Here is a 21,884-nt window from a genome sequence, read left to right as displayed (position 1 = left end):
AGGTAAGTGGCAGTCATAAAGCACCTGCAGTATCGAGGTACAAAGCGCAGTATACCGCAATACAAAAAGGAGGAAGCACACGCCAACTTCTTCTAGAGGATCCGTGCTTGGGCAAACACATCTTGAGTAATAACTCACAAGCACGGCAAAACCTCATGTGGATAAGCTGTCCGCTTCGCTAAAGCACTGGCTGCAGCTGAGCACTCAACAGCTTCCCTAGAAGTTGGAAAATCCAGATTGGCCTCTCTTCAAGTGCCTAGACTGCCGAACTGTTTCCCTAGGAATTGGCAACAACAAAAAAGGGGCCATTAAGCCCCCAAAAATGGCCTCCCCTTGTTGGGGAATAGCTAGCCTTTGATACACAGAATGGGCTTTAAGCGCGCTACGAGTTTCGCAATCTTGGCTTGGTCGGCAGCGCGCACAACTTTGTCCACGTTTTTGTAGGCCTGGGGCGCTTCCTCAGCTACCCCCCGCAGAGAAGGACTGCGCACAATGACGCCGCGCCGTCGCAGTTGTTCGATAATCTCCTGCCCTGTCCAGGCCTTGAGGGCCTGGTTGCGACTCATTGCCCTTCCGGCGCCGTGGCAAGCTGAAGAGAGGGAAAGTGCCTCGCCTTGCTCGGTGCCAACTAGAATATAGGAGGCCGTGCCCATGGAGCCACCGATGATAACCGGCTGACCAACAGAACGAAAAGCTTGAGGGAGCTCTGGGTGGCCAGGCCCAAAAGCGCGCGTTGCCCCTTTGCGGTGGACAAACAGGCGGCGTTTTTTCCCCTCTATGACGTGGGTTTCCTCTTTACAGGTGTTGTGGGAGACATCGTAGATGAGGTCGAGTTCAGCCTTGGGAAAAAGCTCGGCGAATACCTGGCGCACCCAGTGGGTGATGATCTGGCGGTTAGCCAAGGCGCAGTTGACGGCTGCCCGCATTGCTCCCAGGTAGCTTTGCCCCACTTTGGACTGCAAGGGCGCACACGCCAGCTCGCGATCAGGTAGTTCTATGCCGTGCTCTTTAGCCGCCTGTTGCATCTTCTTCAAATATTCAGTGCCAATCTGGTGACCCAAGCCCCGCGAGCCGCAGTGAATAGTAATGACGACTTCCCCTTGCTTGAGACCAAAACTCTCGGCAACCTCGGGATCGTAGATCTCATCGACAACCTGGACTTCGAGGTAGTGGTTACCTGAGCCTAGGGTTCCCATCTCGCGCCGCTGGCGCTCACGGGCGTAGGCGGAGACTTCGCCTGGCTTTGCTCCCCGCATGCGGCCATGTTCTTCGATGCGCTCTAGGTCTTCCTTCTTGCCGTAGCCTTGAGCCACAGCCCATTCTGCCCCACCTTCCAGCATGGCTTCCATCTCTTTGTCGCTCAAGGAAAGCTTGCTGCGGCTGCCGAGCCCTACCGGTACGCTGGCATACAAGGCATTGGCTAAGGGTTCTGCTGCTTCCTCCACTTCTTCGCGCGTCAGCCCCGTCCGCAGGGTTCTTACCCCGCAGGAGATGTCAAATCCCACTCCGCCAGCGGAAATCACTCCCCCTTCTTCCGCATCGAAGGCGGCCACCCCACCAATGGGAAAGCCATAGCCCCAGTGGGCGTCCGGCATCACGTAACACGCTCCCACGATCCCTGGCAAGGTGGTCACGTTGCTGGCCTGCTCAGCCACTTTGTCGTCCATCTCCCGGATTAACTCCTCATCGGCAAAGATGAGGACCGGGACACGCATTTTGCCTTTAGGAGGAATGCGCCAGACCGTCTCATCTACACGCTCAAGTTTCCTGATATCCATAGACTGCCTCCCTTACACGTCCACCACACACTGTGCCACCCAAAGCTCACCCTCTTGGGCCACCTTGAGTTGCGTGTAAGTTGCCCCTTTAACTTCTACTGCCGGTCGGTGCTTGATGCGGTCAACTCTTTCCCCCCACAGGCTAGCCTTGAGATGGTCTTCTGCAAGATGCACTTCAACTTTTCCAAACAACATTCCTCTAACTGCCATCTCGTAGATCACTGCGTTGAGAAAATCCACCAACACAGGTTCTAGATCGCCTGAATTTTCTAGCTCGATCTCTATCCGCTCCGTCAGAGCCACCTTATCCAGGTCAGTGATTACAGCGGTTAGGGCCAGAGCTGCCTGGGCAAAAGCTTCCTCTGGCGTTGCCCCATAGCCGCGGACGCCAATGTCGGCCATGTGTTCAAAATGCTCCCATTTTGCCTGTACCACGGCAGTCTCCTTAGCTATCTTTTGCAGACCAAAGCCAGAGGCCACCTGCCACCTAGACTGACATCCTCCTGCCGCTGACCCTACGGCTACAGCACGGGGGTTCTGCAGGTTTGAGTTGACAACTTCCCACGCAGGGGATCCCTAGAAACCGGAAAGAAGATGTAACTCAAAGGTGAGGATGTTGGCCGCCAAAATCTCTAGCGCTCCTCCCTCAATGAGCTCGCGCGTGAGACCGCCTCCAGAGCCACTTTGTTGGAGTAACTCACGGCTGCGGCGCATCGTCTCTTGGCGTTGGGGATCGTCGACGACCACTTGCCGCTGGTTGGAGAGACTGAGGCGATAGTAGTTGGGTAGCTCGCCGCGAGTGGCATCAATGGCTAGATTCGTTTCTTCGGGAGCAACGCGAAAGGGGGCGCGGGCGGTGAGCAAAGCCACCTGGATATCCTGGTTTTGCCCGTCTAGGCCTTCTAACTCCGAGAGGTCGATTCGGAACCTAAGGGTGTCGCGGTCACGGTTAACGCGCTCAACCCGCACCTGGTTGAAGCCGACGGCAAACTCCCGCTCCTGCTCACCAAAGCGCTGAATGGTGGCTTGCAAGACGGACTCCTCGTTGAGGGGGGTAACCCGAATGAGGTAGTCCCAGTCCCGCACAAAAGCGTACTCATTGGGCCCGACGCGGACACTGGGATCCACCAGGTTGGCAGTGGGACCGGGGCTACCGGCTCGGCTAAGGGCCACCATGTACCAGTAATTGGGGCTGATGGGCAGGCCCATGGTCATGCGCACCTCTAGTACAGGCCGCCCCCAGGCCGCTCCAGCCGTAAGGGCCACCGCGGCTGCTGCTCCAAGGCAGCTCTCTAGCCACTGCTGGGGACGCAGGTCAAGCTGAAGCGGGGGAAACCAAGTTACGCCTCTAGTCCTCATTGAACCGTCTCTCCGGCCTCAAGGCCGAAGGCTCCTATCCCAGATCCTAGCCTCTAAGAACTCCGTCTTGCTGGGGGACCCTGGGATCCCTCCCTCCAGCCCCTTGTTGTGGCGCCCCACCCCTAGCCTTCTACAGGCAGGCCGAAAAACCTGCCACACCCTTGGCCCTGAACCACGGAATCTGCAGCGGTAGGGAGCGGTTACGCCGACTCCTGCGGCAGTCCTGACTGCTTCTGCCGATATGCCTGGACAACCGCCACCGTAAGCAGATGGGAGAGCAAGCCCACTGGCCCGGCAAACAAGCACAAAAGTAGCGAATGGGTGGTCCATACCCGCTTTTCCCACCCCTCCAGGAAGATCCAGCGCCCCACAAACAAATCCATGACGATGTAGTGAACCCATCCCGTAGCCATCACCGAGGGCTGGCTAAAGAGAGCCGTCAGAGTGCTCAGAGAAAGCTGGGGATTGGAAAACTCTCCAAGAGTCCCTGCGTTAAACCCGCTCACCAGAAGATAGAGATAAACTGCTGCCAAAAGGGCAGTGGGCAAGAGCGATGCCATTACCCTACGGGTTACCCCCCAACCCGGCAGCAGAATCATCAAGGCCCAAAAAGGTAGCGCGAACCAGTTGGCTGCGTTAAAGATTATCTCCAGCATGCTTGGCAACCTCCAACATTACCTGTCTATTCTCGGCCTCACAACCCCTGCAATAGAGCTGACAGCACGACGGCCACTGTTGCTGGTGGCGGCAATGCGAGAAATCCGGGATCCGCTATCGCTCAAGGCCCAGAGATGGCTAATGCTTTTGGCCGCGGAGGTAGGTTGAGCTGGGCCAATACGGGATTCTCCTGCCTCAGCGTCGGGGGATTGCTCCGGAGAAGAGAGCAACACCCTAGGTTTCTCTCCCTGCTGGGCTGCGGTAAGCCCTGCCTTGCTGGGCTGCTGTAACTGAGGCGGCAGGTTCCCAGGTGGCAGCAAGGGCATTCCAGGGAGAGGGCTGCTAGGCTTGGGCGCCGTCTTGGCTGGAGAGGCGAGCTTTCCCCACAGAACTTTGAGGAGTGGCCACATATGGCTTGGCTTCTTGCGAAGGCGCAAAGGGGAAACGGCGTTATCCTGCCATGCCTTCCTCCTTCTTGCCAAGGGCTGACAAACCAAACTCATAACGAGTATGATTAAGAGGTCCAACGCAGAAGGAGAGTTGGCATGGTGGAGATTCGCGAGATTCCCCTGCAGCAGATTTGTCGCCCGCTGCCGCGGCGAACGGATCCGGAGAAGGTGCGGGCCCTGATGGCTTCCATCCAGGAAATAGGCCTGCAGGAGCCGATTGAGGTTTTGGAGGTGGAGGGAAAGTACTACGGCTTCTCGGGCTGCCACCGCTATGAGGCCTTTGTCCGCCTGGGCAGGGAGCGGATCCCGTGCCGCGTGCGCAAGGCCACCCCTGCTGTTTTAAGGCTTCATTTGGCTTGAGGGAGGGACCCCTTTATCGCCCGGCTCTGCCTGGGAAATGTAGCCCCGCTCATAGGCAAAGCGCACCAGTTGGGAGCGGTTTTCCAGAGAAAGCTTGCTGAGAATATTAGTCAGGTGGGTCTGGACAGTGCGTGGGCTAATGCACAGCCTTTCGCCAATCTGCTTATTGGTGTAGCCCTGGACCACCTCCCGAAACACCCGCTCCTCGGCGGGGGTTAACTTGAGCTCCGCCAAGCGAGGGCGAGGGGCAGTTTCAGCTTTAGCGGAGTTCTGCTGCTGGATGAGACGGAGGATCTCTAATTGAGTGCGGCGGGATCGTTCAATCTGCGCCTCGATCTTGGCCACCAACTCCAATGGCTCAAAGGGCTTGATGATGTAGTCATCGGCTCCCCACTCATAGCCCTGAATGCGGTCGCCCAATTCGCCCCGGGAAGAGAGAAAGATAAAGGGGACGAGCTCACCACCCCGCTGTTGGCGCAGCTGCCGGCAGAACTCGAAACCGTTCATTTCCGGCATCACCACGTCCGACACCACCACATCCGGCTGCTCTTCAGCAAACAGGCGCAATCCTTCTCTGCCGGAAGTGGCTGTGCAAACCCGATAGCCATGCTGGCTAAGATGGCGGCTTAGCACCTTGAGGGCAAGGGGATCGTCATCCACAACGAGGACACGCTTCATAATGACCCAAAGGGGAGTTGACGCAGGAGAGACTCCTGAGATCCTCGCAGTTAACCTGGAGATCCCTAGCCCATGATAATCGCTGCAGGGGGCTGGAGGCAGTTCAGGCTCTGCGGGCAGCAAGGACTAAGCCCCCATCCCTGAGTAGCGTTGCAGGCCCTTTCGCCATAGCCAACGGTTGACCAGCCAAAACAGCCCCAGCCAAGCCAGGCTCATGCCAAAACCGCGCAGGAGGTCTTGCGGGATCCCCACCCAGAGGCTGGCGGGAAAATGCACCAAGTAGGGAAAGGGCGTCCAGGCTAAGACCTGGCGCACTGCCGGCGGAAACACCTCTAAGGGGGCAATTACACCCGAGAGGAACAAGTACACCAAAAAGTGAAACTGCTCTAGAGCTGATATTCGCTCCACCCAAAAGGCCAGCAGGGCCAGCGTGTACTGCATAAGAAAACGCAGGGCAAAAGCCAACAGAATAGCCAGGGATCCAAGGGCCACTTGTTGCCAAGAGGGGATCCAAAAAGCGCGGGGGTAGAGCAAGAAGAAGAGGGCAAGCAAAGCCACCGTAAAGGGAAGGCGGGCAAGGCGTTCCATGAGGTGGCTAACCACGTGGTGCCAAGCAGGATCCAGAGGTTGCAACAGACGCGGCGAGAGCTTCCCCTCCACAATCTCTCGCTCAAAATCCCAGATTACCCAGATGATGGTGAACTGGCGCACCAGGAACACCGCTAGGAAATAGCGGATGAACTCCAGGGAAGATAGGGCAAAGTTCCCCGAGCGAGCGGCCTCGCTCCAGAGCCCCATCATGATTAAGGGTAAAGATGCAGCCAACGCCCACAAAAGGAGTTCCGCCCGGTACTCCAGCATGTAGGCGTAGTAGGCGGAGCAGAGAGCAGCCAGCTTGCGCAGAAAAACCTTCATCAAGACCCTGCCGGTAGGGGAGGCAAAGGACGCAAGGTGGGCAAGACGTTGGCCAGCGTGACTACCGCTCCAATAACCACAATGGCAGGGGGCAACACTGGCGGTGGCTGGGCAACCAAGCTGTCCAAGCGCAGCAGATGGATCTCCTGCTCTGGAGTGGTACCCCAGCGGATTAAGGCCACTGGTGTATCGGGAGCTTTGCCGCCGGCCAACAATTCGGTGGCAATGTGGCCGAGGTTATGAATGCCCATGTAGATCACCAAGGTTTCCACAGCCTCGGCTAGGGCGCGCCAATTGACCTGGGGGCGGTATTTCCCCACCGCCTCATGGCCAGTTACGAAGGCAACTGAGGAGCTGAGCTCTCGATGGGTGAGCGGGATCCCGGCATAGGCGCTGGCAGCTATGCCCGCCGTAATTCCCGGCACCACCTCCACGGGGATCCCGGCCTGCACCAGCGCCAACATCTCCTCTCCCCCCCGCCCAAAGATAAAGGGATCCCCCCCCTTCAGGCGCACCACTACGGCTGCTGTCTGGGCTTTCTCAATCAGCAAGGCCGTGATCTGCTCCTGGGGGAGGGTATGGGCGCCACATTGCTTGCCAGCGTAGATTCGTTCTGCCGTTGGGGGGATCAAATTTAAAATGGCGGATCCCACCAGGGCATCGTAGATCACCACATCCGCATGGGCAAGCAGGGCCTTGCCCTTCACCGTCAGCAGCCCCGGATCCCCAGGCCCTGCCCCCACCAGATACACCTTGCCCATCTTGAATCCCAACAGCCTCCTGGAAAGATCCATTCTGCTTAAGCAGGACAGGTTTGACCAGCCCATCTAGCTAGGACAGGCCATCCGGACTGTCTCAACAATTGCCTGCATCAATTGGGGATCTCGCCAGAGGGGTGGCTCTACCTCCAGCTGCAACAAGGGCCACTGCCGCCGCAGCTGCCGCACCTGGTCTTGCAATGAGCGCAACAAGCTCCCCGGAAAGAGGAAAAAGGGCAGCACCCGCAGGCGGTACTGGCTTAGGCGCAAGCAGCGAATGACAGTGGCCTCTAGCGTAGGAGGCTGGGCAGCAAAAGCCGGGTGAATCAGGATCCCGGGCAGGCGCTGTTCCAGCACTCGGATCCCAGCTTCGAGTTGGGCGGCAAAGCTAGGCAGGCGGCTGCCGTGGCCAAATAGGATCCAGCCATGTACAGGATCGCCTAGGTGTTGCGCTGCCACCATGCGCGCTGCCAACAGATCAAGGAGGGCCGGGTGCTGACCGATGGGCGGTGTCAGAAGCAGCTTTAGCCGGGGCCAGCGGGCACGAAGCTCCTCCAGAGCAGCCGGCAGATCCTCCTCCACATGGGATCCCCCGCCCATAAAGAGCGATACCAGCACTACTGGGCTGGCGAGCCTAGGCCGCTGAGCCGCCAAGTGGCTGTGAATCTGCTCCCCCAGGCTTAAGGACCCACTTTCCAACTGAACCAGCTCCACCGCCTGCGGAGCCAGCCGCTGCCGCACCCGCGCTAGCAAGTCCGCTGCCGCCTGCTGGTATTCCGGATCCCGGCTGCCGTGACAGACCAAAAACACCAGGGGAGTTGAAGACATGGTAGAGCCGAGGGATCCAAACGCACCTGCTCCATTTTGCTCCCTTCCGGCAAGGTTTCGCGCCGGATCTGGACGTATGAGATAATGGGTACATACCTTTCCAGACTCGTCGGCCCTTTCCCAGGATTTCATGTCATTTGAAAATCGCTCCTCTGCTCCTGAACTGTTGATCCACGTCTTGCGGGAGGGCTTGACCGAATCTATCCACCATTGCCAAGCGGTGGTGGCCGATAGTCGCGGACGCTCCCTAGCCGTAGCTGGCAAAAGCACCACCCCAGTCTTTGCCCGCTCTGCCCTCAAGCCCTTTCAGGCGCTGGCCATGCTTTCCACCGGCATCCGGGAGCGCTATCGACTTACTGAGAAAGACATCGCCATCATGTGCGGATCCCATCAGGGCACCGCGGCCCACGCGCGGCAGGTGTTCAGCATGCTCTGGCGCGCCGACCTCTCCCCGGAACTGCTGGTCTGCCCCACCCCCCCTGGCAAGCCCAGCCCCCTGTGCCACAACTGCTCCGGCAAACATGCTGGCATGCTCCTGGCCAGCCGCGCCCAAAACTGGACTCTGTCGGACTACGCCCAGCGGCACCATCCGGTGCAAGCCCTGGTGCGAGCCAAGTTGGCGGATCTATTGCAGATGCCCTCGGAAGAGTTTTTGTTTGCCCGTGACGACTGCGGCGTGCCCACTTACCAGTTACAACTCAACCACTTGGCTTTTCTGTATGCCCAACTCACCGCTGGCGAGCGACCCGAGCTGGAGGCCATTGCCCGCGCCATGACCCACCATTCGGAAATGGTGGCTGGCGAGGGATGTTTCGACACAGAATTGATGCGGGCCACCCAAGGCGAGCTGGTCAGCAAGTCCGGGGCCGAAGGGATCCAGTGCATTGGGCGCTTGGGGGAAGGGATGGGCCTGGCCATCAAGGTCCAAGACGGAGCAGCGCGGGCCAAATATGCCTTGGCTTTGCACCTGCTGCAGCGCATGGGCTGGATCCAACCTGCCGCTGCCGAAATGCTAGGGGAGCGTTTCCTCGCCGTCGGCCCCTACACCCGCCTGGAGGTGGAAGGGGAGCTGCGCATGCCCTGAGCAATCCAACCGGGGCTGAGTCTTGCATCTTACTCCCTGGCAGTGCTACCTTGTCGAAAAATTGGAAGAACAATGTTTGAGGAGTCTTTCAAAGCTCTCGACGGCGAGCTGCCAGCTTAGTTGAGCTAACTAAGAAAGTAACAAAAGCGGTAGGCAGTGCTCAAGCTGCTAGCAAAAGGGGAGATCTCCAACCAGAGAGGGGGTACGTATTGACCGCAAGATTTTCCGATCCCAGCGGCCCAGTGCTATTGCTGAGGCAATCAAGCGAGCAAGAGCCGCCAAGAGCAAAGAGACTGATCCCCAGGCTGTCCTTCAGCTCATTTGGAAGGCAGCAAGAATTGCGGCAGGCTACCTGAGAAAGCGTGTGGAGCAACTGCCTAACTCCATAAGTGTAGCTGCGCGAGATGTCTTCGATGTTCTCCACCTCAATAACTCAGACTACACAGAAGCAGAATTTACGCGACATCTTTACCTTCTAGATCGAAACCCAATCAATAGTGTGGATGGCTATCGCTTGATCTTCTCTGCATCCACAGGTACACGCTCAGGTCGCTGCTATCGCATTCGCGATGAACGCGGTGAGGAACATATTTACTATCTTTTGAAGTTTGAGCGTCTATGAGTGGGGAAACCCAGAGTTGTCTACAGCTTGATTTATGGCTGCGTTGTCTTGAGAAAGACTACCTGGGATCCTTCATCTCTGCGGGTGGTGCGACCGTCAAGCTAGCTGTTGTCCCAAAAGATTCCTACTCCCGCCTCTACAAATCTCTTCGGGAAAAGCTATCTCCTCCTTCTTTTCGGCTTTTTGATCTAAGCGAAGAGTGCATCAATCTACATTCAATTGAGAATTTTTGGTTCGCCCTTGCTCAGAAGGTGGACTGGGAATCTTTTGCCAGAGAACTGCGCTATAGCATTCTCAGAAAAATTGGATATTCCCCCAGCTCAGAACTTCAAGACTGCACTTTAGAGGAACTGGCGGAGCTTTACCAAGTTGAGGCCCGCGAGATCAACATACAGTTGCAGCGAGAAATTAAGAAGCTGATTTTTCAGGACTACTCTCTGGCTCTCGACTTTCGCAAGGCTATTTCCCGTCTTATCTACGAGCCTCTCCAAAGTCCAGGCACTCTAGAAGGTTTGTGCCTTGCGGTTCAGGAGTGGCTCAAAGGCACACTGAAATCTATTAGTCAAGTGCGTGGGGCAGCTATTTTTCGAAGGATTGATAGGACAAATTCTCGAGAGATTCTACTTTCTTTTCTGAGGCTTTTTACGCGCCAGCTCGGTTGCACAGCAATTCTTGTCAGTCTGTTTCATTACTACGAGCGAAGAGAAAATGGACGTCCAACCTTCACTCGTAGGCAAATTATTGAGCTTTACGAAACCTTGCGAGAGTTTATAGATGCAGAGAGTAAGCTTGAGAAAACAGTTCTAATCTTCATGGCTCCTCCAGATTTTATTGAATCAGAACTTTTGTCCTACCATAAGTACCGGGCAAACTCGAATTGAGAACGAGGTATATTCTCCCAATTATCCCAATCCTTGTACAACTATGGTTCAACTTCAATGAGTGCATCACTTGTAGCCCGGCGAGCGATTGAAGCGCTGCGAAACGGTGTTCCCAATCCATTTGCGGTTGCAGAACTTGGCTTTTGGCAACAAGAGGTCGAAGAGAAGTTTTGGGAATTATGCAACGCCCCCAGCTTAGAGCCTGGGGGGATGCTCGTGAAGGGGGACTTCGGAACTGGTAAGTCTCATCTTCTACTAAACAGGAAAAAGCAAAGAAGCAGGGTTTTGCCACTTCGCTGGTTGTCATCTCTAAAGAGCTGCCTCTTGGCAATCCTAGTCGCCTAATTCCCCGCATCCTTGCCGAAATCGAACTCCCTGACATGGCTGAGCGCGGGCTCCAAGGCATTGCAGGTCGTCTGCAGTACAAACAGCCTTCTTTCCAGGAGTTCCAGCTTTGGGTTAACCAATGGCGATTTGGAGAGGGCTGGTGGCCGGCTACTCTAGCTTTACACCAAAGGCTAGAGGGTGACGATGAGAAACTAGATGCTATTGTCCGCTTTTGGGCCGGTGAATCCACTCTGAGGCTCTCAGAGGTGCGGCAGAGACTTCGGGATCACGGTCTGGCAGGGGCTCACTCCGTCAGCAAGCTACCTCCTGCGGAAAGTTTGCACTGGCAGCGCCTGGCTTTTTCTGCTCAGCTATGTCGGGCCATAGGGCTCAGGGGCTTGGTGGTTTTGGTGGATGAAATCGAGCTGATTGCACAGTACAGCATCCTGCAGCGGGTCAAGTCCTGCCGCGTTCTTGGCCACTTGTTTGGCAAGGAAACTTTACCTGAAGAACTAAAAGCAGCTCCGCTAATTCTAGTGGGAGCAGTAACCCGCGACTTTGAGCAGTCTATCTTGCAGGAAAAAGGGGATTGGGAGAAGGCACTTGAGATGGCGCGCCAGAAGTATGTTTCTGAGGAAGCTGTAAGGGCCGGCATGGAGGCCATTCGGCGGGCTATCCCCCTCCGTTCCTGTTCGGAAGCTCAGGAGGCCATTCAAGCGATGTTGCACAAGGTGGCGGGTCTCTACCAGAAGGCCTACCCTGATTGGGTAATCACTGTCTGAGCTCCCTCCTCTTTACGGCACAACTACCGTGCGGTCAATTATTCGCCGTTGGATTGCTGAGTGGGATGTGCGCCGGTACTACAACCCCACTGGTACAGTTCAGATTGAGGAAGACAAAGCGACTGGACACACCCCTACGGAAGAGATCCAAGAACTGGAAGAGGAAGCTTAAGCAAGCCTAGGTGCTCCTCAAACTTAATCGGCGGGAAGCCCCGCACTGTATGAAGAGCCAATCAGTGTCGGGATGAAAGCCGTTCGTGCTTCAGTTGAAGAGATTGAGTTAAATCTCTGGAGAGCTCCCCTGACTGGTTTCCGCCGTGGGTTGCACGGTGGCAGCATGCTGAGACCTCTGTACCAACAAGTCAGTGAAGCGTGAAGCCGTACGCTATCTGTTCGCGCAGCGTGGCGTCAGCCATGTTGTGCTTACTCAACAAAGATGAGGGTCGGGAGTCATCCCCCACCTAGTTTGCAGGAACTGCTCAACGCTGAAAGGGATTTTGGTACGGGTTGGGGTTCTGGCCCTTGTTGCGGTACTTGGGATTGATGGTCAAGGTGCCGGATCCCAAACCCCGCTGGGCCAGGAACTCCAGGTTGCGGTGGCGCATGGTGGTGTCGTAGTCGCTCTTAACGCGATCTTCGAGGATAGCCACCTGCTGCAGGGCACTCAGCAGAATGGCAGCCGCCTGTTCAGAGGTGTAGCCATTTTGGGAGGCATAGCGCACGGCAAACTCATCAGCTGCCACCTGGGCCTTCTGGCCTTTCTCTGCTTTGCGCAAAAGAAACGCCGCCGATGCTGCCAAAGCAGCTGCCAAGCCCACGCCGAGGTTATCCCCCATCTGCAGCTCCACCACAATGCCCATCGTGCCCGCCCCAATGAGAGCAGGATACAGCAACAGCGCTGACCAGTTGTCTCCCAAGGCCAGCTCAGTGGCCATCACGGCTTCCCGCAAAAAGTAGATCTTCTGTTGATCGGGGCTCAGCTTCTGCCAACGGCTCAGGTCAATGGCAAAGCGGGTGTACTTCTGCCAGGGGAAGCGCCAGAGTGGTTGCACAACCCGAGATTGGTCAGGGGAGCCAATCTCAATCTGCACCTCGGGGCGGATCTCCACCGGGAGAAACTGGATTAGGCGATCAAACTCAGAAATGGTGTACATCGCGGTAGAACTGCAGTTGGAGATGGAGATCACTACCCATGGTAAAGGATTCTGGCCTTCTCTGTGGGCTGGCTCCCAGAAAGCCTAAAGCCAAGGGGCGGCGGGAACCTTGCCCGCTGTTGCTGGGCTAGCGGTAGTTGACAAACTGCAGCGCTACCGGGTAATCCTGCTGCTTGAGCATTTGAATGACCGCCTGTAGCTCATCTTTGTCTTTACCGGAAACCCGCACCAGATCCCCTTGAATGGAGGGCTGCACCTTCTTAAAGTTGTCGCGGATTTGCTTGGCAATCTGCTTGGCCAACGCTGCGTCGATGCCTTTTTTAAGGCGAACCACCTGGCGCACCCGGTTGCCAGCGGCACTTTCCGGGGGCTGAAAGTCAAAGATCTTCAGAGAGAGGCCCCGCTTGGCCGCTTTGGTTAGGAGGAGATCCCGAATCGAGTTGAGAGCCATCTCGCTGGCGGTGGTGATGGTCAGGGATCCCTCCTCCAGCTTAATTTCCGTCTGAGTATCCTTGAGGTCATAGCGCTGCTTGACCTCCCGCTGCACTTGATCCAGCGCGTTCACCAACTCCTGCCGGTTGAAGTCGCTAACAATATCAAACGAGTAGGTGGAGGCCATAGCCCTTATCTTCACTGGCATTCCGTACTCTAAGCCTATCAGGGGCTCCCCAACGGCGGGAGAAGCTACAACAGAAAAAGAAGTTCCGGGGAGCAGGAGGATGGCCAATGTTGTTTTAATTACAGGCGCTTCCGAGGGTATTGGTAGGGCAACAGCCTTCACCTTCGCCCGCGGTGGCTACCGCCTGGCGCTGGCTGCCCGCACCGCCGAAACCCTGAAGCAGACGGCTATCGAGCTGGAGCAAAGCTTCAATGCGGAGGTGTTGGCCGTCCCCACCGATGTAACGCAGCCGGAGCAGGTGCAAAAGCTGGTCGAGGCCACCCTGGAGCGCTATGGGCGCATTGACTGCCTCATCAACAACGCCGGCATCTGCCTGAGCGGTCCTTTCCTGCAGACTACGTTGGAACACTGGCAGGCGCTGCTGGCAGTGAACTTCTGGGGCTATCTGCACACTATCCGGGCGGTGCTCCCCGACATGCTCAAGCGCAAGAAAGGCCAGATTGTCAACGTCGGCTCCATAGGTGGCAAAATGCCCCTGCCGCAGATGGCTGCCTATTGTGCCAGCAAGTACGCAGTCAGTGGCCTGACGGAGGCGCTGCGTCTAGAGCTGCAACCCCACGGCATCCAGGTCATCGCTGTCCATCCGGGCCTAGTCAACAGCAATTTTCTCAAGCGGGCCGTCTTTGTGGAGGAGACGGAAGCGGAGGTTTCTGCCGAGGAAAACTTAACCCACCCTAGCGGGGCACGGCAGCGAATGCAGCAGGCCCTGGAGAGCTTCTGGGTAAGCCAGCCAGAAGAGGTGGCGGCAGCCATCTGGGAGGCGGTTTGCCAGTCCAAATCCGAGGTGATCGTTGGCATGGCCCAGTGGGCAGTAGGGGCCTACACCCTCTTTCCTGGCTGGGTTGGCCCCTTGCTGCAAAGTTTGCCTGACTGGTCTTAGGCTCTACCTTGGCCAAGGGCGGGGCTGGACTATAGTGTATGCTAAGCCTGGCAGTTGCAGCGGTAAGGAGCTATGGTTGGTTCTGCGCCTTCTCCCCCAAGTACTCAGCAGCACCTCCTCATTGTGGAAGACCGCGATGGCCGCCGCACGCAGGTACTGACCGCCGCCAAATACTTTATCGGTCGCGACCTGGCCAACGACATCTGTCTCAACTCTCAGTACGCCTCCCGCTACCACGCCATGCTGCTGCGCATTCCTGCTGAAAGGGAGGGGGAATACTACTACCGCATTTTAGATGGAGACCTGGAGGGCCGGCCCAGCACCAACGGCCTGATGATCAACGGCCAGAAAATTTCTACCCACCAGCTTAAGTCGGGGGATGTCATCAGCTTTGGTCCGGACGCCAAGGCCACCTACATCGTCAAGACCCTCTAGCTTGAGCTTGGCTTACCTCCCTTCTGAGGGCCCAATTGCTGCCAAAGCAGCAGCAGCAAGGCCAGCACCAGGGTCACTTCTGAGAGTAAGGTGGCCAGGGCTGCCCCTCGCCACCCCCACGCCGGGATCCAGAGCCCGTTCAAAGCTCCATTCAGGACCAGGGCTGCCAGCTGTCGGCGGCTGCGCAGCTTTTGCAGGCCAGCACTAGTGAGCAGGTGGGACAACAGCAGGTGGATCCCTTCCAGCAAAATGACTGGACTCAGCCAGCGGAGGATGAGGGCAGTCTCTTGGTAGGCGGATCCCAGCAGCCAAGGGATCCCGTAGGAGCCCAGGGCCACCCCCACAGTAGCCAAGCTGCCGTAGCCCACCACCCAGGGGAAAAGCTGCCAGGCGTAGCGGCAGCCGTGGGATAGGCCCTGCTGACCCTGGCGGCACAGCTCGGCAAAATGGCTGGTGAGCAGAGCAATCATCGGCGTTTGCGAGAAGTTGATGACCCGGTAGGCGGCGCTGTAGAGTCCCCCCGCTGCTGTTGAGGCCAGGCGGGGCAAAAGCAGTTTGTCCAAGTCGGTGAAGGTTTTCGCCGCGGCCAGCCCCAGGGCAAAGTCCCAACCCGCCCTCAGCCGTGCCCTTACCTCTTGCCAGTCCAAAGCCGGGAGGCGAGAAGGGGCACACCACTGCCGCATTCCCCAGCTCATCCCCGCCAGCACCAGCAGCACCATCAGCCCGTAGAGGATGGCCCATTGGGTTAGGGATCCCCAGTCCAAAACCATCGCCAGCAGTACGGCGCTCAATCGCCCCAGCGCCATGCCCGTGTCAATGAGAGCCACCCCAGCAATTTGTTCCTGCCCAATCAGGATCCCCCTGTACACTTCGGGAAGGGCAATAAACAGCAGGTCGCTCCCCAGGAGGATCCCCACCTCAAGGGGTGAGGTCTCGGCCAACCAAAGGCTCAACAGAGGTGTTAACAGCAGCACCATCCCACTGCAGACCAGTCCGGCCAGCCACAGGCTGGGACTGATCTCCGGGGCAACCGCGGCAGATCTCCGGTTGCTTAGGCGCTGGATCAGCAATTCCGATTGGCCCCAGTAGCCAAAGGGGGCAGCTAGGTTGCTGCAGGCCAAGATGGCGGAGAACACTCCAAACGCTTCTGGACCCAGCAGCCGCGCCAACAGGACGAAATAGGCCCCAGACACCCCCAAGCGCAGGCCATTGCCCAGCATCAGCCAGGCTGCCTGGCGCAGTCGTCGCCCTGCCTTATCCAGAGCCGTTTTTCCTGGACGAGGCCTGGCGAAGCTCGAGATACTGAATAGAGGCTGAGGCTGCCCACCTAGCTGGGCCCAGGGTCGGCTCCCGTTCTTCTTCCAGCAGTTCTTCATGGCCAAACTTTACCCTCTTGCCCCGCCCAGCTCCAGGGCTTTAGGGGAGCGGAAACCCTCCCCCTTCAAGCCGGCTGGGCCGCGGCGAGTCCCTTCCCCACCGCCGTCTGGTAGCCCCCCCTGGCTGGGATCCCCCCCGGCCAAAACGGTAGGTCAAGGCTATCGGTCCGTTGCCTTGCTCTTGCTGGCCAGCGGGCTGCTGTTTGGAGGACTGGGATCGCGGCTGGCCTACCTGCAACTGGTGCGCACTCAGTATTACCGCCAGTTGGCCGACACCAACCGCATTCGCCTGTTGCCCCAGCCGCCGGAACGGGGACGCATTGTGGATCGCAACGGCGTGTTGCTGGCGGGTAGTCAACTGTCCTACTCAGTTTTTCTCTGGCCCTTGGTGCAGTCGCGGCAGGGCTGGCAGGAGACGATCCCCAAGCTGGCCCAGTATCTGGAGATGGCTCCCGAGGAGATTGTCCAGAAACTGGAACAGGCGGGCTACCGCTCTCTCTTTCCTGTGCGCATCCTGCGCAACGCCAGCCCCGAGGTCGTGACCCGATTGGAAGAAAGAAGCCACGAGCTGCCGGGGGTGATGGTGGAAGCAGAGACAGTGCGGTTTTATCCCCATGGCAGCTTGGCCGCCCACGTGCTGGGCTACACCGGCGAGATCCCCCTAGAGCAGCTGCAGGCGGATCCCAGCTACCGCCTGGGGGATATTGTCGGCCTGATGGGGGTGGAGGAACTGTTTGAGAGTCATCTGCGCGGCCAGTGGGGTGGGCGCCAAGTGGAGGTGGACGCTCTAGGAGAAGTGCTGCGGGTGCTGGGCGAACAGCCTCCTCAACCGGGCAAGACTCTGCAGCTGACCCTGGACGTGCGGCTGCAGCAGGTGGCAGAGCAAGCCCTGGGCCAGCAGAAAGGAGCAGTGGTTGCCATGGATCCCCGCGACGGCTCGATCCTGGCTATGGCCAGCTATCCCACCTTTGATCCCAACCTCTTTTCCAGCCGCATCACCCAAGCCCAGTGGGAGAGCCTGCAAAAACAGGACTTTCCCTTCCTTAACCGCGCCCTACGGCCCTACCCTCCTGCTAGCACCTACAAAATCATCACCACCGCCGCTGGGATCGAGTCGGGGGTCTTCCCCCCAGATACGGTGCTGCAGACGGCTCCCTACATCACAGTAGGCGGCTGGCGCTTTTGGGACTGGAACCGGGCTGGCTTTGGGCGGCTGAACTACCGCCAGGCGATAGCCTACAGCAGCGACACCTTTTTCTACCAGATTGCCCTGGGTACCAAGGCCGCCCCCTTGCAAGAATGGTCGCGCCGCTTTGGGCTGGGCCAGCCTACTGGGATCGGCCTCAAAGGGGAAGCTGCTGGCCTGGTGCCTGACGCCGAGTGGAAACAGCGCCACTGGGGGGAGCCCTGGTACGTGGGCGATACAGTGAACATGTCCATCGGCCAGGGGTTTATCACCGCCACGCCCCTGCAGATGGCGGTGGTAACAGCAGCAGTGGCCAACGGTGGCTGGCGGGTGCGTCCCTTGCTCTCGCAGCAGGTGATCCCGGAAAGTCCCGTGCCCCTGCGGCAGAAGGTAGGTCTCTCCCCCGCTACCCTGGAGATCTTGCAACAGGGGCTGCGAGATGTGGTGGTTTACGGCACTGGTGGCAACGCCAACCTGGGGCCAGGCTTTCCCCCAGCCGCCGGCAAAACCGGCACTGCCGAGGATCCGCCGCGGCGATCCCACGCCTGGTTTGTCGGCTATGCTCCCTCTGACCGTCCGGAGCTGGTAGTCGTGGTCTTTCTGGAAAACAGTGGTGGCGGGGGCGGAACCCGAGCAGCCCCTATCTTCCGCCAGATCATGCGGGCCTACTTCCAAAGCAACTCGTGATCCTCCAGCTGTCCCCTTTCCCTAGCAGGGAGCATTATGGGCCGAAAAATTCCGCTCTTCTCCTCCATTGCCTTAGTGGGACAGAGTCCCTAAACTCCTTCTCCAGCCGGCTTCTAGCTTAATTTGGCTGTAAAATAGGTCAGTGATTTGGAACCCAATGGCTACAATCCTGCCATCGGCAGTGGCTGTGCCTTGACCTAGGGTAGGGCTAGCCCTGCTTCTCCAGCTACAACTTCTCTGAGCCGTAGGTGCTCCGCCCTGCTAGCGCCAACTTGGAAAAACACGGCCAGAGAAGGCTTTCAACCCATTGCCCAGCTCATTGAGGAGACTAGGATGAACAAGGCAGAGCTTGTGGAAGCCGTCGCTCATCGCGCCAACGTAACCAAAAAAGAGGCTGAGGCTGTCCTGACGGCAGCACTGGAGATCATCGTTGAAGAGGTTGCCTCCCGCGATGAAAACGGGGAACCCAAGGGGAAGGTCACCCTAGTGGGCTTCGGTTCCTTTGAGGCCCGCAAGCGCAAAGAACGGGAAGGCCGCAACCCGAAAACCAATGAGAAGATGGTGATTCCGGCTAGCGTTGTTCCCACGTTCACGGCCGGCAAAGCTTTTCGCGATGCGGTGGCAGCTGGTCACAAGTCTTGAAAGTGCGGGTGTAGGGGGACAGAGTCCTTGCGGCTAATCTGAGTCCCTATTGGCGGAAGCAGGATGGAGTCCTTAGAGGATTAGCGTGCAACGGCCTCAACATGGGGGCAATCGGGCTTGGGCAGCAGCAATTGCTGGTTGCCCTTCGGAGGCCATTTTGGATTTCTCCGCTAGCCTCAATCCCCTGGGCCCGCCGCAGTCGGTTGTGCAAGCCCTGGTGCAAGCGTTGGAGGCACCCGAGCCGGTTGCAATTAGCTGCTACCCGGACCCCGACTATCGAGAGCTACGCGCTTGTTTGGCGCAGCATTGGTCAGTTGATCCAGAGTGGATTTTTGTCGGCAACGGAGCGGCAGAATTGCTCACTTGGGCGGCTCGGGAGGCGGAGGGGCGGGAGGTGTGGCTGCCTCGTCCCGCCTTTGGCGACTACGAGCGGGCACTGCGGGCAGCAGGGGCAGTCATCAAGCCACTGGATTGGTGGTCTTGTCCGGGATCAGCCACTGCTGCTTTGCTGCAAGAAGGGCTCCCCGCCAACAAGAGCGGCAAGGTGCTCTGGCTAAACAATCCCCACAACCCAACGGGCCAGCTGCTCCCGCGGGAGGCCATTCTGCCTCTTCTGCCCTACTTTGAGCAGGTGGTGGTGGATGAGGCTTTTATGGACTTTCTCCTCGGAGACGCGCCCCAAGACCAGAGCGAGCTCTGCTCCCCAAGGGCTGGCGGGCTGGAGGCCTCTTTGCCCCGTAGCCAAACCTTGATTCCCTATCTTGAGGCCCACCCCAACACCCTTGTCATCCGCTCGCTGACCAAGTTTTTTACCTTGCCTGGCTTGCGCATTGGATTTGCGGTGGGCCATCCGGAGCGCTGGCGGCGCTGGCGACAGTGGCGGGATCCCTGGAGCGTCAATGGCTTGGCGGCAGTGGCAGCAGCAGCCGCCTTGGCTGACACGGACTTTCGTCGGCGCACCTTGAGGTGGTTGCCCATGGCCCGCGAGCATTTGCTCAAAGGTTTGCGGGCGCTGCCCGGCTGGGATCCCTGGCCTAGCCAAGCCAATTTTGTGCTGGTGCGCTGTCCTGTCTCTGCCTCACAGCTTCAAGAGCAGCTGCTGCGGCAGCACGGCATCCTAGTGCGGGATTGTCTGAGCTTCCCTGAGCTGGGGGATCGCTACCTGCGCATTGGCCTGAGAACTCTGCCAGAGCAAGAGCGCCTGCTATTGGCCTGTCAGGAAATTCTAGAAAATCTCTCTGGCAAGAGGAGAAACGAGCTGGGTGGAGACCTTGGTTGCCCCTGCTCGCTCACACCCCCTGACTGACGAGTGTCTATCTTGCGGCCAAGCTCTAGAAGCCGGCCTCAGGTCTATGGCATGGTATTATCTGGGGCAGGGCAGTGATGGCTTATCTCCGTCCTTTGCCCCATTCCCGCCGTTAAGCTGTCAACAGGTGGGGTGGGAGGTTGGCTTCGTAGACCTCTTGGTTCCTAAGCTCGGGAGGGTAGGTTATCCATGGATTTTTCTCCGCTTCCAGATCCTACTCAGCCCCTGCCGCCGCCCCAGAAAAACCCGCCGACACCCCAACGCACGCTTCCAGCAGCCCTCAGCCCTCTGCACCCGGATTCCCCCAGGCAAAGGCAGCACTTTCGTCTCTGGCCACGTTTACAACGCCGCGACTCTCTCCCACCGCTGCGGGGCAGCCATCCTGGTAGAACCCTTCCCACCCACCGTCCTTCTCCTGTACTCCTTCAAGAGGTGGTGGAGGATTTGGAGAAAGAAGTGCCCCGCCCTTCTAGAGGAGTTTCGCCTCTAGGGGCTTTGCTAGTGGGGGTGCTCTCGTGGGCGGGGATTGGCTTTGGAGTGCGCTGGCTACTCTGGCCAGGGGAGCTGTTGCAGCCCAGCGTCGAAGAGAGCTTTGCCCCGCTGGACTTAGCCCAGCTCCCTCTAATTCCTTTAGAGCCACCGGCGGTGGAAGTGGGAGAAGAGTTCTATTCGGGTGGGGTACCCCCTCAGCAGCTGGCGCTGGGGTTGACCACCCCCTCCGTGGAGGAACTGCAAGTTGAACCCCTTGAAAATCTCCCCAACCCTCTAGACAGCCTGCAGACCCGTTCGGCCCTTGGTGCCCAGCAACTCCCTCCCAGAGAGGAGACATGGGTAGAGAAACTGGCAGCCAGCTTGGAGCGCTCCTCTCAAGAAAAGCTGCTCAAGACAGTACCCTTAGCTAGTAGTGACCCCGACTCGCTGGGCCCAAACCGCGGCGAGGGCACCTTCTTGGTGCTGACCACCTACGCTGGGGAGGAGAGCCTGGCACAGGCTCGCCGCGTTGCCCCTGACGCTTTTGTTAAAGATGTGAACGGCCAGAAGTTTGTGCAGGTGGCAGCCTTTGAACAACTGGAATATGCCCGCTACCATGCTGAAACCTTGAAGAATCAAGGTTTTAACGTCACAATTGTCGAGCAGTAGCTTGGGCGGTGGAGTTACAACTCTCTTTGACCTCTCCACCACTCTTCTAGATAAGCTTGACAGCGGCGTAAAAGCTGGCGGCTTTCTTCAAAGGTAATTTGTTCCAAAGCTTCGAGGTAGGAGCACCAGCGGTAGGCAGCCACCTCTTCCGGTTGGATCCGTAGCTCCGGCGGAGGAAACTGGGGTGGCAGGAGAGCTATGTAGTAGGTAACAGTCTTAACCACGGCATACCCGGCTGAATCGGTGAAGGTGTAAGTCTCCTGTAGCGATAGAGGCTCGGACTGGCCCGGCAGTACTAGAAAGTGGTACTCGGTCAAGCCGGTTTCCTCACGCAACTCCCGCTGCGCTGCCGCCAGCTCACTCTCACCCTCATCTTTGTGTCCTTTGGGAAAGGCCCAGTGCCCCTTTTGGTGCTGGATGAGCAGATAGAGATGGGAGCCCTGGTCAGGCGGAAGAGGAAGCACCGGGATTATGCCGTAGGCAGCATCTGTCAGCATGCAAACTGGGCCTTGACACTCCTACCAATTAAAGTCGGGGGATTCTTACGCAGTCGATAAACGGAGGCAGAGAGGTGTTGTCAAACCGCCCCTACGCAGGTTCTTGAGACAAAGCCTCAAGGTTCTACTTTTAGCAAGTTGGGCTGGAACCCCCTCTTTGCCGCTTGGTACAGTCCTCGCGTAAGACCAGCGCAGAGGCTTGCCATCGCTCGGGTTGTTCCCTGGAATTGGGCAGCTCGTTTGCCTCCCAGAAGTTGGCTTGCAAGCTGTACCTACAATAGCAGTAGCTGTAGCGTTGGTTGGCAACTAAAAAGGTACGCAAGCTATCCTTCTTTCCAAAGATTCTGGCGCCCTCCTTTTGGATGGCATTGGCCTAGCGCAGCCGTCGGCAAAGGTCAGCCTTCAGATTCCCAAGGGATCACCT

23 protein-coding genes are annotated in these 21,884 nt (G+C 58.0%); 11 read left to right on the top strand and 12 right to left on the bottom strand.

What is annotated here, in order from left to right:
* Positions 1-347 precede the first annotated feature (347 nt).
* From NW827_RS03850 to NW827_RS03835, 4 genes are all read right to left on the bottom strand, one after another.
* Positions 348-1,778: an RtcB family protein gene (locus NW827_RS03850; RefSeq protein ID WP_414403383.1), complete on the bottom strand. Its 1,431-nt coding sequence runs from the start codon at positions 1,776-1,778 to the stop codon at positions 348-350.
* Positions 1,779-1,790: 12 nt separating this feature from the next.
* Positions 1,791-2,213, bottom strand: coding sequence for an archease (locus NW827_RS03845; RefSeq protein WP_414362798.1), 423 nt, complete (start codon positions 2,211-2,213; stop codon positions 1,791-1,793).
* A 141-nt stretch (positions 2,214-2,354) separates the two neighbouring features.
* Positions 2,355-3,137 (bottom strand): hypothetical protein, encoded by a 783-nt coding sequence (locus NW827_RS03840; RefSeq protein ID WP_414403384.1) that lies wholly within the window; start codon positions 3,135-3,137, stop codon positions 2,355-2,357.
* Between the two features lie 200 nt (positions 3,138-3,337).
* Positions 3,338-3,793 carry an ABA4-like family protein gene (locus tag NW827_RS03835; RefSeq protein WP_414403385.1) on the bottom strand — a complete coding sequence of 152 codons (456 nt, stop codon included), beginning with the start codon at positions 3,791-3,793 and terminating at the stop codon, positions 3,338-3,340.
* A 546-nt stretch (positions 3,794-4,339) separates the two neighbouring features.
* Here NW827_RS03835 and NW827_RS03830 point away from each other — a divergent pair.
* Positions 4,340-4,603, top strand: coding sequence for a ParB N-terminal domain-containing protein (locus NW827_RS03830; RefSeq protein ID WP_414403386.1), 264 nt, complete (start codon positions 4,340-4,342; stop codon positions 4,601-4,603).
* On the opposite strand, the gene NW827_RS03825 is transcribed toward NW827_RS03830, so the two are convergent.
* From NW827_RS03825 to NW827_RS03810, 4 genes are all read right to left on the bottom strand, one after another.
* Positions 4,583-5,281: a response regulator transcription factor gene (locus tag NW827_RS03825; RefSeq protein WP_414403387.1), complete on the bottom strand. Its 699-nt coding sequence runs from the start codon at positions 5,279-5,281 to the stop codon at positions 4,583-4,585. The genes NW827_RS03830 and NW827_RS03825 overlap by 21 nt on opposite strands.
* Before the next feature lie 126 nt (positions 5,282-5,407).
* Positions 5,408-6,196 carry an ABC transporter permease gene (locus tag NW827_RS03820; RefSeq protein WP_414362791.1) on the bottom strand — a complete coding sequence of 263 codons (789 nt, stop codon included), beginning with the start codon at positions 6,194-6,196 and terminating at the stop codon, positions 5,408-5,410.
* Positions 6,196-6,957: a uroporphyrinogen-III C-methyltransferase gene (cobA, locus tag NW827_RS03815; RefSeq protein WP_414362790.1), complete on the bottom strand. Its 762-nt coding sequence runs from the start codon at positions 6,955-6,957 to the stop codon at positions 6,196-6,198. Before cobA ends, NW827_RS03820 begins: the two co-directional genes overlap by 1 nt.
* Before the next feature lie 66 nt (positions 6,958-7,023).
* Entirely contained in the window at positions 7,024-7,782 is a 759-nt protein-coding gene (locus NW827_RS03810) for a sirohydrochlorin chelatase (RefSeq protein ID WP_414362789.1), read from the bottom strand.
* 130 nt (positions 7,783-7,912) lie between these two features.
* Here NW827_RS03810 and NW827_RS03805 point away from each other — a divergent pair, with 130 nt between their 5' ends.
* The 4 genes from NW827_RS03805 to NW827_RS03790 all read left to right on the top strand — a co-directional run bounded on the left by NW827_RS03805 (position 7,913) and on the right by NW827_RS03790 (position 11,650).
* Positions 7,913-8,866, top strand: coding sequence for an asparaginase (locus NW827_RS03805; RefSeq protein WP_414503356.1), 954 nt, complete (start codon positions 7,913-7,915; stop codon positions 8,864-8,866).
* A 618-nt stretch (positions 8,867-9,484) separates the two neighbouring features.
* Positions 9,485-10,369, top strand: a complete 885-nt coding sequence (locus NW827_RS03800; RefSeq protein WP_414403390.1) for a hypothetical protein — start codon at positions 9,485-9,487, stop codon at positions 10,367-10,369.
* A gap of 380 nt (positions 10,370-10,749) precedes the next feature.
* A complete protein-coding gene (locus NW827_RS03795; RefSeq protein ID WP_414403391.1) occupies positions 10,750-11,478 on the top strand; it encodes a hypothetical protein in 729 nt (242 codons plus the stop codon).
* A 28-nt stretch (positions 11,479-11,506) separates the two neighbouring features.
* Positions 11,507-11,650 carry a hypothetical protein gene (locus NW827_RS03790; protein ID WP_414403392.1) on the top strand — a complete coding sequence of 48 codons (144 nt, stop codon included), beginning with the start codon at positions 11,507-11,509 and terminating at the stop codon, positions 11,648-11,650.
* A 307-nt stretch (positions 11,651-11,957) separates the two neighbouring features.
* On the opposite strand, the gene NW827_RS03785 is transcribed toward NW827_RS03790, so the two are convergent.
* Both NW827_RS03785 and NW827_RS03780 read right to left on the bottom strand, forming a co-directional pair.
* Positions 11,958-12,632, bottom strand: a complete 675-nt coding sequence (locus NW827_RS03785) for a DUF3318 domain-containing protein (RefSeq protein ID WP_414362783.1) — start codon at positions 12,630-12,632, stop codon at positions 11,958-11,960.
* 127 nt (positions 12,633-12,759) lie between these two features.
* The gene (locus tag NW827_RS03780; protein WP_414403393.1) at positions 12,760-13,251 is read right to left on the bottom strand and encodes a YajQ family cyclic di-GMP-binding protein; all 492 of its coding nucleotides are present in this window, start codon (positions 13,249-13,251) and stop codon (positions 12,760-12,762) included.
* Positions 13,252-13,351: 100 nt separating this feature from the next.
* On the opposite strand from NW827_RS03780, the gene NW827_RS03775 reads away from it, so the two are divergent.
* Positions 13,352-14,191: an SDR family NAD(P)-dependent oxidoreductase gene (locus tag NW827_RS03775; protein WP_414403394.1), complete on the top strand. Its 840-nt coding sequence runs from the start codon at positions 13,352-13,354 to the stop codon at positions 14,189-14,191.
* A 72-nt stretch (positions 14,192-14,263) separates the two neighbouring features.
* Positions 14,264-14,626: an FHA domain-containing protein gene (locus NW827_RS03770; protein ID WP_414362778.1), complete on the top strand. Its 363-nt coding sequence runs from the start codon at positions 14,264-14,266 to the stop codon at positions 14,624-14,626.
* Here NW827_RS03770 and NW827_RS03765 read toward each other — a convergent pair.
* Positions 14,623-15,846, bottom strand: a complete 1,224-nt coding sequence (locus tag NW827_RS03765) for a lipopolysaccharide biosynthesis protein (protein ID WP_414403395.1) — start codon at positions 15,844-15,846, stop codon at positions 14,623-14,625. The genes NW827_RS03770 and NW827_RS03765 overlap by 4 nt on opposite strands.
* Positions 15,847-16,000: 154 nt before the next feature.
* Here NW827_RS03765 and mrdA point away from each other — a divergent pair, with 154 nt between their 5' ends.
* The 4 genes from mrdA to NW827_RS03745 all read left to right on the top strand — a co-directional run bounded on the left by mrdA (position 16,001) and on the right by NW827_RS03745 (position 20,963).
* Entirely contained in the window at positions 16,001-17,875 is a 1,875-nt protein-coding gene (gene mrdA, locus NW827_RS03760) for a penicillin-binding protein 2 (protein WP_414403396.1), read from the top strand.
* Positions 17,876-18,208: 333 nt separating this feature from the next.
* Positions 18,209-18,517: an HU family DNA-binding protein gene (locus NW827_RS03755; protein ID WP_414362772.1), complete on the top strand. Its 309-nt coding sequence runs from the start codon at positions 18,209-18,211 to the stop codon at positions 18,515-18,517.
* 85 nt (positions 18,518-18,602) lie between these two features.
* On the top strand, positions 18,603-19,823 hold the full coding sequence (locus NW827_RS03750) for a pyridoxal phosphate-dependent aminotransferase (RefSeq protein ID WP_414403397.1): 1,221 nt from the start codon (positions 18,603-18,605) through the stop codon (positions 19,821-19,823).
* A 189-nt stretch (positions 19,824-20,012) separates the two neighbouring features.
* Positions 20,013-20,963, top strand: coding sequence for a hypothetical protein (locus NW827_RS03745; protein ID WP_414403398.1), 951 nt, complete (start codon positions 20,013-20,015; stop codon positions 20,961-20,963).
* 14 nt (positions 20,964-20,977) lie between these two features.
* Here NW827_RS03745 and NW827_RS03740 read toward each other — a convergent pair whose 3' ends face one another.
* The gene (locus NW827_RS03740) at positions 20,978-21,460 is read right to left on the bottom strand and encodes a bis(5'-nucleosyl)-tetraphosphatase (protein WP_414362767.1); all 483 of its coding nucleotides are present in this window, start codon (positions 21,458-21,460) and stop codon (positions 20,978-20,980) included.
* Between the last annotated feature and the right edge of the window lie 424 nt (positions 21,461-21,884).

Source organism: Synechococcus sp. H70.1, assembly GCF_047502705.1.
In the GTDB taxonomy this organism is placed as follows: domain Bacteria; phylum Cyanobacteriota; class Cyanobacteriia; order Thermostichales; family Thermostichaceae; genus Thermostichus.
The sequence above is the reverse complement of the archived record's forward strand: the minus strand, read 5'-3'. Positions and strand labels throughout refer to the sequence as shown.

Coding starts and splice junctions, on each gene's coding strand:
- NW827_RS03850 (WP_414403383.1), bottom strand. CDS start 1,778: ATGGATATCAGGAAACTTGAGCGTGTAGATGAGACGGTCTGGCGCATT.
- NW827_RS03840 (WP_414403384.1), bottom strand. CDS start 3,137: ATGAGGACTAGAGGCGTAACTTGGTTTCCCCCGCTTCAGCTTGACCTG.
- NW827_RS03835 (WP_414403385.1), bottom strand. CDS start 3,793: ATGCTGGAGATAATCTTTAACGCAGCCAACTGGTTCGCGCTACCTTTT.
- NW827_RS03830 (WP_414403386.1), top strand. CDS start 4,340: ATGGTGGAGATTCGCGAGATTCCCCTGCAGCAGATTTGTCGCCCGCTG.
- NW827_RS03825 (WP_414403387.1), bottom strand. CDS start 5,281: ATGAAGCGTGTCCTCGTTGTGGATGACGATCCCCTTGCCCTCAAGGTG.
- NW827_RS03820 (WP_414362791.1), bottom strand. CDS start 6,196: ATGAAGGTTTTTCTGCGCAAGCTGGCTGCTCTCTGCTCCGCCTACTAC.
- cobA (WP_414362790.1), bottom strand. CDS start 6,957: ATGGGCAAGGTGTATCTGGTGGGGGCAGGGCCTGGGGATCCGGGGCTG.
- NW827_RS03810 (WP_414362789.1), bottom strand. CDS start 7,782: ATGTCTTCAACTCCCCTGGTGTTTTTGGTCTGTCACGGCAGCCGGGAT.
- NW827_RS03805 (WP_414503356.1), top strand. CDS start 7,913: ATGTCATTTGAAAATCGCTCCTCTGCTCCTGAACTGTTGATCCACGTC.
- NW827_RS03800 (WP_414403390.1), top strand. CDS start 9,485: ATGAGTGGGGAAACCCAGAGTTGTCTACAGCTTGATTTATGGCTGCGT.
- NW827_RS03795 (WP_414403391.1), top strand. CDS start 10,750: ATGGCTGAGCGCGGGCTCCAAGGCATTGCAGGTCGTCTGCAGTACAAA.
- NW827_RS03785 (WP_414362783.1), bottom strand. CDS start 12,632: ATGTACACCATTTCTGAGTTTGATCGCCTAATCCAGTTTCTCCCGGTG.
- NW827_RS03780 (WP_414403393.1), bottom strand. CDS start 13,251: ATGGCCTCCACCTACTCGTTTGATATTGTTAGCGACTTCAACCGGCAG.
- NW827_RS03775 (WP_414403394.1), top strand. CDS start 13,352: ATGGCCAATGTTGTTTTAATTACAGGCGCTTCCGAGGGTATTGGTAGG.
- NW827_RS03770 (WP_414362778.1), top strand. CDS start 14,264: ATGGTTGGTTCTGCGCCTTCTCCCCCAAGTACTCAGCAGCACCTCCTC.
- NW827_RS03765 (WP_414403395.1), bottom strand. CDS start 15,846: ATGCTGGGCAATGGCCTGCGCTTGGGGGTGTCTGGGGCCTATTTCGTC.
- mrdA (WP_414403396.1), top strand. CDS start 16,001: ATGGCCAAACTTTACCCTCTTGCCCCGCCCAGCTCCAGGGCTTTAGGG.
- NW827_RS03755 (WP_414362772.1), top strand. CDS start 18,209: ATGAACAAGGCAGAGCTTGTGGAAGCCGTCGCTCATCGCGCCAACGTA.
- NW827_RS03745 (WP_414403398.1), top strand. CDS start 20,013: ATGGATTTTTCTCCGCTTCCAGATCCTACTCAGCCCCTGCCGCCGCCC.
- NW827_RS03740 (WP_414362767.1), bottom strand. CDS start 21,460: ATGCTGACAGATGCTGCCTACGGCATAATCCCGGTGCTTCCTCTTCCG.